At 66.6% G+C, this 12,874-nt stretch carries 17 protein-coding genes and 1 riboswitch; of the genes, 12 read left to right on the plus strand and 5 right to left on the minus strand.

Features of this window, described 5'->3' with window-relative positions; all coding sequences use genetic code 11:
- Positions 1 to 31 precede the first annotated feature (31 nt).
- The 5 genes from AC5RWA_RS18840 (at position 32) to AC5RWA_RS18860 (ending at position 4,754) form a co-directional block, all read left to right on the plus strand.
- Positions 32 to 463: a hypothetical protein gene (locus tag AC5RWA_RS18840; RefSeq protein WP_079596263.1), complete on the plus strand. Its 432-nt coding sequence runs from the start codon at positions 32 to 34 to the stop codon at positions 461 to 463.
- A gap of 95 nt (positions 464 to 558) precedes the next feature.
- Positions 559 to 741 carry a hypothetical protein gene (locus AC5RWA_RS18845; protein ID WP_275726880.1) on the plus strand — a complete coding sequence of 61 codons (183 nt, stop codon included), beginning with the start codon at positions 559 to 561 and terminating at the stop codon, positions 739 to 741.
- A gap of 64 nt (positions 742 to 805) precedes the next feature.
- Complete coding sequence (locus AC5RWA_RS18850) at positions 806 to 1,828, plus strand: ribonuclease Z (protein WP_494058659.1); 1,023 nt, start codon at positions 806 to 808, stop codon at positions 1,826 to 1,828.
- The gene (locus AC5RWA_RS18855) at positions 1,825 to 3,282 is read left to right on the plus strand and encodes an APC family permease (RefSeq protein WP_494058660.1); all 1,458 of its coding nucleotides are present in this window, start codon (positions 1,825 to 1,827) and stop codon (positions 3,280 to 3,282) included. The genes AC5RWA_RS18850 and AC5RWA_RS18855 overlap by 4 nt, the downstream gene beginning before the upstream one ends.
- A complete protein-coding gene (locus AC5RWA_RS18860) occupies positions 3,279 to 4,754 on the plus strand; it encodes a protein adenylyltransferase SelO (RefSeq protein WP_275726886.1) in 1,476 nt (491 codons plus the stop codon). Before AC5RWA_RS18855 ends, AC5RWA_RS18860 begins: the two co-directional genes overlap by 4 nt.
- 88 nt (positions 4,755 to 4,842) lie before the next feature.
- Here the strand turns inward: AC5RWA_RS18860 and AC5RWA_RS18865 are convergent, their stop codons facing one another.
- Together AC5RWA_RS18865 and AC5RWA_RS18870 are read right to left on the minus strand one after the other, a co-directional pair.
- Positions 4,843 to 5,700, minus strand: coding sequence for a C40 family peptidase (locus AC5RWA_RS18865; protein WP_079596258.1), 858 nt, complete (start codon positions 5,698 to 5,700; stop codon positions 4,843 to 4,845).
- Positions 5,701 to 5,703: 3 nt separating this feature from the next.
- A riboswitch (cyclic di-AMP (ydaO/yuaA leader) is annotated at positions 5,704 to 5,873 on the minus strand.
- A gap of 185 nt (positions 5,874 to 6,058) precedes the next feature.
- Positions 6,059 to 7,027 carry a hypothetical protein gene (locus AC5RWA_RS18870; RefSeq protein ID WP_494058661.1) on the minus strand — a complete coding sequence of 323 codons (969 nt, stop codon included), beginning with the start codon at positions 7,025 to 7,027 and terminating at the stop codon, positions 6,059 to 6,061.
- Positions 7,028 to 7,177: 150 nt separating this feature from the next.
- Between AC5RWA_RS18870 and AC5RWA_RS18875 the strand changes: the two genes are divergently transcribed.
- Genes AC5RWA_RS18875 through AC5RWA_RS18895 form a run of 5 tightly spaced genes read left to right on the plus strand, consistent with a single transcriptional unit; the run spans position 7,178 to position 9,746 of the window.
- Positions 7,178 to 7,681, plus strand: a complete 504-nt coding sequence (locus AC5RWA_RS18875) for a hypothetical protein (RefSeq protein WP_494058662.1) — start codon at positions 7,178 to 7,180, stop codon at positions 7,679 to 7,681.
- A gap of 38 nt (positions 7,682 to 7,719) precedes the next feature.
- The gene (locus AC5RWA_RS18880) at positions 7,720 to 8,361 is read left to right on the plus strand and encodes an aggregation-promoting factor C-terminal-like domain-containing protein (RefSeq protein WP_494058663.1); all 642 of its coding nucleotides are present in this window, start codon (positions 7,720 to 7,722) and stop codon (positions 8,359 to 8,361) included.
- 35 nt (positions 8,362 to 8,396) lie between these two features.
- Positions 8,397 to 8,753, plus strand: a complete 357-nt coding sequence (locus tag AC5RWA_RS18885; protein WP_079596256.1) for a TraR/DksA family transcriptional regulator — start codon at positions 8,397 to 8,399, stop codon at positions 8,751 to 8,753.
- Positions 8,750 to 9,319, plus strand: coding sequence for a DNA alkylation repair protein (locus AC5RWA_RS18890; RefSeq protein ID WP_494058664.1), 570 nt, complete (start codon positions 8,750 to 8,752; stop codon positions 9,317 to 9,319). The genes AC5RWA_RS18885 and AC5RWA_RS18890 overlap by 4 nt, the downstream gene beginning before the upstream one ends.
- On the plus strand, positions 9,303 to 9,746 hold the full coding sequence (locus tag AC5RWA_RS18895; RefSeq protein ID WP_494058665.1) for a DUF1810 domain-containing protein: 444 nt from the start codon (positions 9,303 to 9,305) through the stop codon (positions 9,744 to 9,746). The genes AC5RWA_RS18890 and AC5RWA_RS18895 overlap by 17 nt, the downstream gene beginning before the upstream one ends.
- A 3-nt stretch (positions 9,747 to 9,749) precedes the next feature.
- On the opposite strand, the gene AC5RWA_RS18900 is transcribed toward AC5RWA_RS18895, so the two are convergent.
- Together AC5RWA_RS18900 and AC5RWA_RS18905 are read right to left on the minus strand one after the other, a co-directional pair.
- Entirely contained in the window at positions 9,750 to 10,643 is an 894-nt protein-coding gene (locus AC5RWA_RS18900; RefSeq protein ID WP_079596253.1) for a glucose 1-dehydrogenase, read from the minus strand.
- A 90-nt stretch (positions 10,644 to 10,733) separates the two neighbouring features.
- On the minus strand, positions 10,734 to 11,240 hold the full coding sequence (locus AC5RWA_RS18905) for a metallophosphoesterase family protein (RefSeq protein WP_079596252.1): 507 nt from the start codon (positions 11,238 to 11,240) through the stop codon (positions 10,734 to 10,736).
- A gap of 73 nt (positions 11,241 to 11,313) precedes the next feature.
- Here AC5RWA_RS18905 and AC5RWA_RS18910 point away from each other — a divergent pair, with 73 nt between their 5' ends.
- Together AC5RWA_RS18910 and AC5RWA_RS18915 are read left to right on the plus strand one after the other, a co-directional pair.
- On the plus strand, positions 11,314 to 11,505 hold the full coding sequence (locus AC5RWA_RS18910) for a DUF1918 domain-containing protein (RefSeq protein ID WP_275730002.1): 192 nt from the start codon (positions 11,314 to 11,316) through the stop codon (positions 11,503 to 11,505).
- A gap of 50 nt (positions 11,506 to 11,555) precedes the next feature.
- Positions 11,556 to 12,062 carry an NUDIX domain-containing protein gene (locus AC5RWA_RS18915; RefSeq protein ID WP_275730007.1) on the plus strand — a complete coding sequence of 169 codons (507 nt, stop codon included), beginning with the start codon at positions 11,556 to 11,558 and terminating at the stop codon, positions 12,060 to 12,062.
- Positions 12,063 to 12,072: 10 nt separating this feature from the next.
- Here the strand turns inward: AC5RWA_RS18915 and AC5RWA_RS18920 are convergent, their stop codons facing one another.
- Positions 12,073 to 12,750 (minus strand): endonuclease/exonuclease/phosphatase family protein, encoded by a 678-nt coding sequence (locus AC5RWA_RS18920; protein WP_079596251.1) that lies wholly within the window; start codon positions 12,748 to 12,750, stop codon positions 12,073 to 12,075.
- Between the last annotated feature and the right edge of the window lie 124 nt (positions 12,751 to 12,874).

Consider the following 12,874-nt stretch of genomic DNA (forward strand, 5'->3'; position numbering starts at 1 on the left):
TGGGTAAGCCGATCACGAGGAAGGCATCATCATGACTGAACAGAACCTCCCTGACGACGAGCTGGAAGTTGTCGAGGAAAACGACGTGCTTCTCGACGAGACTCCCGGCGCCGCCGCATCCTTCGAACTCGACCCCGTCTCCGGCGAACCGGACAACTACCCCGGTGCCGCCGAAAACAATCCGGACCGCTGGCAGGAAGATCCCCTGCTCCAGGACGAGGCCGTATCCGGCGAAGAAGAGGACTTTCTCAGCGATCAGACACTGCGGGACGAGACGGCCGAAGCCCGGTATGAGGCCGGCGACGAGCAGGTGCCCCCTGGCACGCCGACCCTCGGCCAAGCCGTTGCAGACGTTGACTTTGGCGAAAACCCGGGCGGCGCGGAAGCCGAGGGCAGCGACGACACGGAAAACTTCGGCGGTTCCCCGCTGAGCGAATTCGATCCCGACGATCTGGAACGCTAAAGCCAACAGCATCTGGCCTTCGGCCCAAAGTGGGCTAAAATACTAAGCAGACTGATGAATATCGGTTGGCAAGATCAAGACTGAAGGAGTTTCACATGAACTTGGGAAGCATGATCAAGAACGCCGCTGGACGATTCGCAGGCAGGGCCGAGACCGGCGGAACAGTGCGCCGGCGCGGCATCGGCGCACCAGGACGCACCCCGCACACAACCGGTGCGGTGGGCGGCAGGCAAAGTGGCATCGCCGGCAAGATTATGGGAATGCTCAGGCGGCACTGACCCCCAGATGACACACCACAAGGCAGGTTCCTCCGGAGCCTGCTTTTTGGTTTCCCCTTCAACCATGCGTGAACTCATTGTCCTTGGAACTGCATCGCAGGTCCCTACCCGCACCAGGAACCATAACGGATACCTGCTGCGCTGGGACGGCGAAGGCCTGCTCTTCGACCCCGGCGAGGGCACCCAGCGCCAGATGATCCATGCCGGTGTATCGGCAACCCAGATCACCAGGATCTGCCTCACCCACGTCCACGGCGACCACTGTTTCGGCCTGCCCGGCGTGCTGTCCCGCATGGCTTTGGACGGGGTCACGCATCCCGTACACCTCCACTATCCCGCGTCCGGGGAGGATGTGGTCCGGGCCCTCGTTTCCATCAGTTCGCCCGGGATCGACCTGAGGCTCCAGCCCCACGGCGCGTCCGGGGCTATTGCTGAAGGGCTGTACGTCCGGCCATTGAAGCACCGCATCGAAACCTACGGCTACCGGCTCACGGAACCTGACGGCCGCACCCTGTTGCCCCACCTGCTCGCGGCAGCGGGCATTGAAGGCCCTGACGTGGGGCGCCTGCAGCGCGAAGGCTCCCTCGCCGGCGTCGGACTGGAAGACGTCAGCGTGCCCCGGCCCGGGCAGCGCTTCGCGTTCGTCATGGACACCGCGCCCTGCACGGGCGCCGAAGAGCTGGCCGACGGCGTGGACCTCCTGGTCGCCGAGTCCACCTTCAGCGACGACGACGCCGGGCTGGCGCACCAGTACCGCCACCTCACCGCCGGGCAGGCAGGAGAGTTGGCGGCAGGCGCCGCTGCCGGCACCCTGGTCCTCACGCATTTCTCGTCCAGGTACGGCGACGACCTCACCATGCTTGCCGGGCAGGCCGCTGCGCGGGCGGGCAGCACCCGTGTCATTGCCGCCCACGACCTGCAACGGCTTGCCTTTCCCCGGCGCGAGCGCTGGCAGGAGGGCGGCGTCCCGGCGGGGCCGGCCGTGGGGCGCGGGAGCATTGCCAAAGCGCACAAGGAGGATCACAGTGAAATACGTGGCAGCAGTCCGGAAGCTGGCCACCCGACCCGGCGTGGAGGCCGACAATGAGCGCAACTTCCGAAGAAGTGTTTGACGTAACTCCCGAAGACAAGGAACCCGCCCTCAAACGGGTACTCGGCCCCAAACTCCTCCTGCTGTTCATCGTCGGGGACATCCTCGGAGCCGGCGTCTATGCCGTGACCGGAACCATGGCAGGGACAGTGGGCGGCATCGTCTGGCTGCCCTTCCTGCTGGCGTTCGTGGTGGCCACGCTGACAGCCTTTTCCTACCTTGAACTGGTCACCCAGTATCCGCAGGCAGCGGGGGCCGCGCTCTATACGCACAAAGCATTCGGGATCCACTTCGTCACCTTCCTCGTGGCCTTCGCCGTGGTCTGCTCCGGCATTACCAGCGCGTCGACATCGGCGAACGTCCTGGCCCAAAACTTTTTCGGCGGGCTGGAGATCAACGGGGTGATGGGTGATCCGGGGCAGGGCGTGATCACTGCGGTGGCCCTCGCGTTTATGCTCCTGCTGGCGGTCATCAATCTGCGCGGCGTGGGGGAGAGCGTCAAATTCAACGTGGTGCTGACCCTGGTGGAGATGATCGCGCTGTGCATCGTGATCGGCGTCGGCTTCTACGTTATGGCCCAGGGGACAGGCAATCCGGGCGAAATCTTCGTGTTCAACGACTACCAGGACAAGGGACTGTTCCTGGCCGTCACCGCCGCCACCTCCATCGCCTTCTTTGCCATGGTGGGCTTCGAGGACTCGGTGAACATGGTGGAAGAAACCCGGAACCCGGAGAAGATCTTCCCCCGGACCATGCTGACCGGGCTCGGTATCGCCGTGCTCCTCTACATGCTGGTGGCGGTCTCCGTGGTCAGCGTCCTGACCCCCACCGAGCTTGAAGGCATCCGGGAAGCTGAGGGAGCCGCGCTCCTGGAAGTGGTCCACAAAGGCTCCCCCGACTTCCCGATCGACCGGGTCTTCCCGTTCCTGGCCGTCTTCGCCGTCGCCAACACAGCCCTGATCAACATGCTGATGGCCAGCCGCCTCATCTACGGCATGGCCCGGCAACACGTCCTGCCGCGGGCCTTGGGGAAGGTGCTGCCCGTTCGCCGCACCCCCTGGGCCGGCATCGCCTTCTCCACCATCCTCGCGCTGGGCCTGATCCTCTATGTGACCAGCGATCCCGAGAGCAACATTGTGGCCAACCTGTCCGGCACCACGGCGTTCCTGCTGCTGTGCGTCTTTACCGTGGTGAACGTGGCCTGCCTGGTGCTGCGGCGGAAGCGGGACCCCGACCGGAAGGTGTTCTTCACCTCGCCCGGCCAACTGCCCCTCGTGGCGGCACTGCTCTGCGCGTTCCTTGCCGGCCCGTGGGTGGGCCGCAACGTGATCCAGTACCAGATTGCCGGCGGACTGATGGTGATCGGGGTTGTCCTGTGGCTGGTTACCTGGCTGGTCAACCGGCGGACAAACGACAGGGATTCCAACGACAGGGATAGGGTTAACCCATGACTGCCTCTGCAGAATCAACAGTTACTTTCGACGGCCGCTTCGCCCGGGAACTGGCGGAATTGGCGGTTCCCTGGCAGGCGGAGGAAGCCCCCGACCCGCAGCTCCTGGTCTTCAATGAAGCGCTCGCACATGAGCTGGGACTCGACCCGGACTACCTGCGCATGCCCGAGGGCGTCCGGCTCCTGCTCGGCAACCACCTGCCGGAAGGGGCAACCCCCGTGGCCCAGGCCTACGCCGGACACCAGTTCGGTGGCTACTCGCCGTTGCTCGGCGACGGCCGGGCCCTGCTCCTCGGCGAGATCGTGGACGCGAACGGCCGCCTGCGGGACATCCATCTCAAAGGCTCGGGCCGCACACCCTTTGCGCGGGCAGGCGATGGCCGTGCCGTCGTCGGTCCCATGCTGCGCGAGTACCTGGTGAGCGAGGCGATGCATGCGCTGGGCATCCCCACCACCCGCTCGCTCGCCGTGGTGGGCACCGGACGGCAGGTGCGCCGGGATGACATGCTGCCCGGCGCGGTCCTGGCCCGTGTGGCCAGCAGCCACCTGCGCGTGGGAAGTTTCCAGTACGCGCGGGCAACGGACAACATCGAGCTCCTGCGCCGGCTGGCGGACCACGCCATCGCCAGGCACTACCCGGCCGCTGCCGAAGCAGAAAACCCGTACCTGGCCCTCTTTAAGGGCGTAGTGTCCGCCCAGGCCTCGCTGGTGGCGCAGTGGATGCTGGTGGGGTTTGTCCATGGTGTGATGAATACGGACAACATGACCATCTCCGGTGAAACCATCGACTACGGACCCTGCGCCTTTATGGACGCCTTTAATCCCGCCGCGGTCTACAGCTCCATCGACGTCGGCGGACGCTATGCGTACGCCAACCAGCCCGTCGTGGCCGAATGGAACCTCGCCCGCCTCGCCGAAGCGATGCTGCCGCTTTTCAATGAGGACCAGGAACAGGCCGTTGCCCCCGCCGTGGAAGCCCTGGGCGAATTCCGGAAGCAGTACAGCGATGCCTGGTTCAGCGGCATGAAAACCAAGCTGGGCCTCCCGGAAGCCCCGGCCGGAAGCCCTGGGGACGCCGCAGCATCGGAGCTGGTGGACGGGGTTGTTGCGCTGCTCAAGGACGGCCCCGTCGATTACACCCAGTTCTTCCGGAACCTCGGCCAGGCAGCGCGCGGGAACGTCCGGCCGGCCCGCGGCATGGTCCTGGACCTCGCCGCGTTCGACGCCTGGGCCGGGCAGTGGCTGGCACTGGATCCCGACGCTGACCTGATGGATTCGGTGAACCCGGTGTACATCCCGCGCAACCACCTCGTGGAGGAAGCGCTCGCGGCCGCCACCGAGGGGGACCTTGATCCGCTGCACCGGCTGCTGCAGGCCGTCAATGCTCCCTACGATGAACGCCCGGGCCTTGAACGCTACACGGAAGGCCCGCCGGAAGACTTCGGCACCTACATGACCTTCTGCGGTACGTAACCCGGAAGGGCCGGGAACGAGACAAGGGCGGCAGCCGGGATATCCCGGCTGCCGCCCTTGTCTGCGCTGCTTCGGTATGCGAGCGAAATTACGCTACGCGGACGAAGGAAGCTCCACTGAGCCAGCTAATGGAGTGGACCTCGGTCTTGAAGCCGTCAACGCCGCCGCTGACAACCTGGCCGTTACCGGCGAAGACGCCCACGTGGCCGGCGGTGATCACCAGGTCACCCGGGGCGGGGGTGCCCACCACGGAGCCGTACTGGTAGAACTGGCCCGGGGCCAGGTCGCCCACGGACTTGCCAACGGCGCGGAGAGCCTTCTCCACCATGGCGGTGCAATCCTGCTGGACGCCGAGCTGGCCGTAGGCGTTGGCCAGGATGGCTGCGCCGGTGCCCGTTCCGGTGGCAACGGGAGCAGCCGGTGCCGGTGCCGGGGCCGGTGCCGGAGCGGGGGCGGTGGAGGCGTAGGAGATGTTCATGCCGGTGTTCGCGGGAGCGGATGCGGCCTGGACCGGAGCGGCGGCGGGTGCTGCGTATCCGGCGCCCGGGATGGTGATCTGGTCGCCCGGGTAGATGATGGTGGAGATGTCCAGCCCGTTGGCCGCGAGGACATCGTTGAGGCTGACGCCGTTGGCGGCCGAGATGGCGCCCAGGGTGTCACCGGAAACAACGGTGTGGACGTTGGAGGCTGCTGCTGCGGGGGCGGCAACTGCGGCGGCGGGCGCCGAGTAGGCCTGGACGTTAGTGGCTTCGGTGCTGTCCGGGCCGGTCACGCCTGCATGGGCCGGAGCTCCGACGCCGAACGCGATGCCGGATGCAGCGGCAACTGCGAGGGCCGGGCGGCCGAGCGTCCGGGCCTGGGACTTGGCGGAAACAGCCAAACCCTGAAGCACGATCGAGCGGGCCGGAGTCGCGCGGTGACGGGCGGTGATGGAATTTTTTGACACGGTTGATCGCCTCTCCCATGCCTGCGGGGTGAGCTGTCGGGTTCGGGTTGGAGATACCCGGCCGAAAGCAACCCCGAACGGAACGAGGCGCTATCGACTTAACCCCAAGGCTTTGAAAAAGCCGCGGAAACTTGGTTCCCCCGTCCCTGCCAACAGGAAAGCGATTGAATCCCGTATCAGCGGCAGGGCTCGGCATGCTGAGGGGAATGTCCCGCTTGGGAGGGACACGTGAAAGACCATAACCCGCCCAGCCGCTGATTGTCACATTTGGATAACATACGAGGTCCTCCTCTCAGATTAAGCAATCGTTTTGACTGTCGGCTAAGATGCCGGGCTGACCTCGCCTGATAGTCCGCTGCTAACCCTGCGCGCACGAGCGCGTAACAAAGTCATAAAGTTGCGCACGTAACACCGCTCCTGCGGGAACGCGGATAGGTCCCTGCTTGGCGTCGACGGTGACATGGAGGGGCAGTACAGTGCCCACCTTGTCCTCCGCAATGGCATGCGGGTCACAGCGGGCGGGGCGGATATGCAAGGGGAGCTGACGGGGGCCGTCACCCGCCGTGAGGGTGAGGTTTTCCGGCCAGGGATTCCGGGGCGCTTCGGCCAGCAGGGGAGTGCCGCCAATGCTCCGTATCGTCAGGGACCGGGCCGCCTGGTCCGGGTTTTTCCCACCTGGTGCCGGGTGCGGGGCCACCACAAGATGGACGACGGCGGTGCGCGCGTCCGGTGCCACCTCCAGCTGTGTGCCCAGGCGGATGTCCGCCACGGCGGCTACTGCGGCGGCGAGGCAGAGTTCGCCATTGTTGCGCCGGAGGACCCCGAATGGATCTGAGGCGTTGAAGGTCAGTTGCCGGCGCCGGGACTGTCCGGGTGAGGTCACGAGGACGGTGGCCTTCGCCGTTTCTTCGTCGGGGGAGGGGTGCCCCTCGCACGTTGCAGCAGGAAGCGCCGCCGGCAGGCTTTTCGGCTGGCCGGGCGGCAGTTCGATGCCACCCCCGGCGGGCATCCAGCCGATCGCTCCTTTGAAAAAGGGAGAGACGACTTCGGCCTGGCTCACCGTCACAGCAGCGTCTGACGTATTGGTGAGCTGCAGCTGGACCTCAGGCGTGCCATATTGGTCCCGTGACTGGTTTAGCTCGACAGCTATGTGTCCTTGCCCTGCTGCGACAGTCGGTGCCGGCCCGGTAGCCCGCGGTGCTGCGAAGGGTGTGCATGCCGACGTTGCCTGTACCGCCGCCAGCGCTGCCGCCGCGGCCAGGAGCCGCAGGCGGCGAAGGCGTGGAAGGTGCGCTCCAGTGCCTGCCGATGCGCTGTGCCCGCCCATGGAACAAGTCTAGGATCGGCACTGCGCCGAGGGCGGAAATCCCGTGCTGCGCGACCGCTGCCACCAGATTCCGCTGAGCACAACAAGCAATGTAACGATGTGGCTACTGTGACCGCTGGGGCGGTTGTGCCGCCGGTAGGCTTCGGAACTATGTCCCCGTTCGTGACCAATGCGAGATCTCCCTTGCTGGGAGGCCTGCTGGCCGTTGCCCTCGCCACCTCGGCCGCGCTGCTCCCGGCATCAGCCGTTGAGATGCCGCCCGGCGGGTATCCGTCCTGGGAGGATGTGCAGAAGGCGCAGCAGACGGAGACCGGCAAGGCCGCCGAAATCTCCAGGATCAATGACCTGCTCAACGGCCTGCAGAGCCAGTCCGAGTCGGTGGGGAGCGCCGCAGTGACATCGGCTGCGGACTATGCCGTGGCCGACGCCGCCCTCCAGTCCGCCACCGCCAGGGTGGACGCCTTGGCCGCGCAGGCTGCCCAGGCAAACGGTGAACTGCTGCAGCACAGGAGGGAGATCGGCGCGCTGGCCGCCCAGTCCTACCGCACTGGCGGGACAGCCATGGGTTTCTTCGTGGCCCTGGACGCAGCACGTTCCGCGCAGGATGCCGTGGCGCGACAGATCGGGAGGAGCAGCGGCGCAGCGGGGAACTGACCGCACAGCTTGCCTCCCTCAAGGGGACGACGGCGGCAGTGGAGGGGGAGTACCGGCAGGGCCAGGCGGCGCTCGCGGCCTATGAGGCAGCCCAGGCGGCAAAGCGGGCAGCCGCCGAGGAACAGGCCCGCCGGCAGGCGGCAGCCGGCGCCAGTGTTGCCGGTGCCGGAACCCGGAATCCGCCGGCCGCGAATCCCGGGCTCCTGAATCCCGGCCCTCCCAATCCGGCCCCTCCTAATCCGGCCCGTCCTAATCCGGCACAGGCGAATCCTGTCCCGGCGGCTCCCGCCGCTCCAGCACCTCCGCCGGCGCCTGCTGTCCCGCCCGGCCCGCCCGCCGTCGTCGTACCTTCCATACCCGGCGGCGCCGTCAACGATCCGGCGGGGGCAAAGACCTATGCCTCCGGCCGCCTGGGCGCCTATGGCTGGGGCCAGGACCAGTTCCTGTGCCTCGCCCAGCTCTGGACCAAGGAATCCAACTGGCTGACCACCGCCACCAACCCCTATTCCGGGGCCTATGGAATCCCGCAGGCGCTGCCGCCGGGCAAGTATGCCAGCGCCGGCGGCGACTGGCTCACCAGCTACCGCACGCAGATCGACTGGGGCCTTGGCTACATCCGTGAACGGTATGGCTCGCCGTGCGGGGCCTGGAACCACTCCGTGGCTAAAAACTGGTACTGACCCGCACTGGATGCACGGGCGGTTACGCTTTTCACATGCCTGATTTCGAACGGTTCCGGATCATGCTCGAGGAGGAGCGGCAACGGAAGGTGGCCCTGCTCCCCTCCCTCCGCGCGGATATCGCCTCGGCCAACTCGGCCCGCCAGGACTCGAACGTGGACGACGAACACGATCCGGAGGGCGCCACCATCGCCTTCGAACTCTCGCAGGCTTCGGCGCTGCTGAAGCAGAGCAGCGCAGGCCTGGACCAGGTGGAGGCCGCCCTCGCACGCCTTGCGGCCGGGACCTACGGCAGCTGCGCCGTCTGCGGTGAAGCCATAGCCGAAGGGCGGCTGGAGGCCCGGCCCTGGACGCCGTATTGCATCAACCACGCTGCGGCGGGCCGGCAGTGAGCAGCACCGCGGACACTGTCACGGCTGCGGCAGGATTCGTTGACCGCACGCTGCAGAATGAGGGTGCCTGGTACCGGGCGGACGACGTCGGGAGCAGGCTGGGCGGGGCCCTCGCCTCCTACGGTTCCTCGGTGGGCGCAGTCCGGGGAACCGTCCGCGATGCACTCCGGAAGTACAAGGACCTGGACCATGACGGGGTGGTGCTGCTCGCCTCCGCCCTGTGGGGCCAGCCGAAGCCGGGTGCCCGGCCCGTCTTCGAACGGCGGCTGGCGGCCGTGGTGCTGCTCCAGTCCAGGGTGGGTGTCCTCCGGCACTCCGACCTGACCCGGATGGAGGGCTTCCTCCGCTCCGCGCAGACCCGGGAACTCGCCGATCCGCTGGTGGCCGATGTGGTGGTGCCGCTGCTTGCGGGGCTGCCCGACCGGGACCGGCAGCGGGCGGACGTCGTCCTGGCCCGGTGGCGGAAGGACCCGGACACCCGGCTGCGCCAGGCAGCGGCCCTGATTGACCAGCAAGCCAGACCGGAAGCCCCACCACAAGGAGACACCCATGAACGAGCCCTTTGACCTGGAACGCTTCCTCTCGGCGCAGGACAGCGGCGGAATCTATGATCAGGCGCTGGCAGAGCTGCAGCTGGGCCGAAAATCCGGCCACTGGATGTGGTTCATCTTTCCGCAGATTGCGGGCCTGGGGCACAGCGCAACGTCCCGGACATACGCCATCAGTTCGCTGGCCGAAGCCCGCGCATACCTTGAGCACGACGTGCTGGGACCGCGCCTGCTCGAATGCGCCCAGGCACTCACCAACCACGCCGGGCGCGCCGCAGAGGACATCCTGGGCGGCATCGACGCCCGCAAACTGCAGTCGTCCATGACGCTTTTCCTCCGCGCCGCGCCCGGCGAAACGGTGTTCAAAACCGTCCTGGCCCAGTTTTTCGACGGCCAGCCGGACGAAGCCACCGACGCCCTGCTGGCTGAACAGGACGGCGCATAGCCGTTACGGCGTGGGGCTGCCGCCGTTGACGTTCAGCGTTTCACCAATGACGAAGCTGGACTCCGGAGAGGCGAGGAACACGTACGCGGGCGCAAGTTCCGCCGGCTGCCCGGCGCGGCCCAGGGGAGTGGACTGCCCGAACTCCGGCAGGTCCTCCTTCGGCTGGCCGCTGCTGACCTGCAGCGGGGTCCAGATGGGCCCCGGCGCAACGGCGTTCACCCGGATGCCCTTGGGCGCCAGCTGCTGCGCCAGGCCCTTGGTGAAATTGTTGATGCTGGCCTTGGTGGTGGCATAGTCCACGAGCGTCGGCGACGGGTTGTAGGCCTGCACGGACGTGGTGTTGATGATGGTGGACCCGGCAGGCATATGCGGCAGCGCGGCCTTGGTCAGCCAGAACATCGCATACACATTGGTCTTGAGCGTGTGGTCGAACTGCTCGTCGGTGATATTGGCCAGCTCCTCCTGCGCCACCTGCTTGCCCGCGTTGTTGACCAGGATGTCCACGCCGCCCAGCACGGCCACCGCCGTGTCCACGACCTCGCGGCAGACTACCGGGTCCTTGAGGTCCCCGGGAACCTTGACGGCCTTGCGGCCCGCGGCTTCGATGATGCCGGCAATCCGGGCAGCGTCCTCCTCCTCCTGGGGCAGGTACGACAGGACAACGTCGGCCCCTTCCCGCGCGAAGGCGATGGCCGCCGCCGCGCCGATCCCGGAGTCCGCCCCCGTGACGATCGCCTTCCGGCCCTCCAGCCGTCCGGTGCCGCGGTAGGTGTCCTCCCCGAGGTCCGCCTTGGGCGTCAGCTCCGCATCCAGGCCGGGCTCGGGCTGGTGCTGTTCCGGCGGGGAGATCTGCTCGTAGGCGGTGACCGGGTTACGGAAGGTGTACTGGTCTGTCATGGTGGTCCTCCTGGTGGTTGGTGGATTCCAAAAGCTAAGTATGCTTACCGTTCAAGCCTAGGCATCGAGCGGCCACCTGCCAACCCGTGATTACACCCGCTGGACTTCCACGAGGCGCACTTGCGCGAGCTTGCCGCCGTCGACGGTCGCCGTCATAAAAGTGCAGGCGGGCTGCCGGCGGCGGTCCGTGGGGGAGCCCGGGTTCAGCAGCCGCAGGCCTCTTGGGGAGGTTGTGTCCCAGGGGATGTGGCTGTGCCCGAAAACCAGGACGTCGGCATCCGGGAAAAGGGCCTCGCACCGCAGCTCCCGCCCCTTGGCCTGCCCGGTCTCATGCACCATGGCAAAACGGACGCCTTCCAGGGTGATGTGCGCCGTTTCGGGGAGGCGGCTGCGCAGGTCCGGGCCGTCGTTGTTCCCGTACACGCCCACCAGCGAACGGCTTCGCTGTTCCAACCGGTCCAGCAATGCCGCCTCCACCCAGTCCCCCGCATGGAACACCACGTCGGCGTGCTCGACGGCGGACCATACCTGGGCGGGAAGGTCCCTGGCCCGTTTGGGGACATGGGTATCGGCAATCAGGAGGAGGCTGAGCGGCATAGGGAAATCCTGCCACGCGGGGCCTGTTCCGGCCCGCTGCGTGGACGTAATCTGGGGGCTGGAGGTGATTGCCATGGAGGCAGCGCAGGGTGACCGGATCATCGTCCACGGAAGGACTGTGGGATCCACGGACCGTCACGGGGTGATCGTTGAAGTGCGTGGCCAGGGCGGAACGCCGCCCTACCTGGTCCGCTTCGACGACGGACACGAAACCATCATGTACCCCGGCGGTGATTTCGCCGTCGAACGCGGGCACGGCACCTGAGGCCGGGCGGTGTGCTGGGCCCAGGATGAATGAGCTGGCAGACTGGCGTGATGGATCATTCACCGGCCTCCGCAGCATCCTCCACTCCGCCCGTCCGGACCGGTCCCCGGGATCCCGGTGACGCCTGGGTGGAGGGGGAGCGCGGCCGCTACTGGGGCCGGTTCGGCGCTGCGGGAGTGCTTGCCTATGACCCGTCCAAAGGCGTTCTGCTCCAGCATCGGGCTGTCTGGAGCCATAACGGCGGTACCTGGGGGTTGCCGGGCGGGGCCCTCCACGAAAACGAAGAACCCGTTGACGGCGCCCTCCGCGAAGCCTTTGAGGAAGCGGCGGTGCCGCCTGCGGGCGTGGACGTGCTCTTCACCTCGGTGCTGGATCTCGGCTACTGGTCCTACACCACCGTGGTGGTGCTGGTGCGGGAGCCTTTCGATCCGGTGATCAGCGATCCCGAGAGCATTGAACTGCTCTGGGTTCCGCTGGGCGAGGTGGAATCGAAGGAACTGCACCCCGGTTTCGCGGCGGCATGGCCTGCCTTGCGGGAGCGGCTGGCGTCCCCGTAGAGCGCGCTGCCTAGTAGTCCGGGCCGTATTCGGCGGTGACCAGGATGGGAAGGTGGTCCGAGTTACCGCGCGGAAGTGTCTCCACGCTCTGGATGTCCAGGCCCAGGGACGTCGCGAAGTCGAAGTGGCCCTTGAACACCTTGTACCGGGTGTAGGTGCGGCGGTTGCTCAGGGACAGCGCATAACCCGAATTCTTCATGTGGATATCAAGGTTCTTGGTGAAGAACGGGTAGTTGAAGTCGCCCACCATCAGGGTCATCAGGCCCTTGCCCATGCTCAGCAGCTCGGCATGGGCGGCATGGATCTGCTTGCGGCGAAGCGAATTGGACGCGGTGAGCGGGGCGGCGTGGAACGATCCGATCACCAGTTCATGCTGCGTGTCATTGTCCATCACCCGCGTTCCGATCAGCCTCTCATGGGCCGGTGCCAGCACCCTGTCATGCATCGACTTCTTCAGCGCGAAGGACTGGGTGTCCAACGCGGTGAAGCGGCTGGTGCGGTAGTAGATGGCCAGACCCAGCCGGTTGCCCTTGGTGGTGTCCGCCAGGTGCAGGGGACCCAGGGTTTCCGGCAGGTCGCTGGAATCCACCTCCTGGAGGCACAGCGCATCGATGTCATGATTCCGGGCCAGGGCGAGGAGCTCGCCGCTGGCCTTGTGCTTGCGGAGGTTGTAGCTGATGACGCGCATGGAACACCTCTTCCGAGGGATGCTGACAGGACCAGTTCCTGAGTCTAGTCCGCTGCCTTCCTCCACGTTCAAACATTTCAATCCGACCCGCTGGCCGGTCCTCCGGCCCCAGCGGATAGAGTTA

Source organism: Arthrobacter sp. 210 2 (assembly GCF_059093025.1).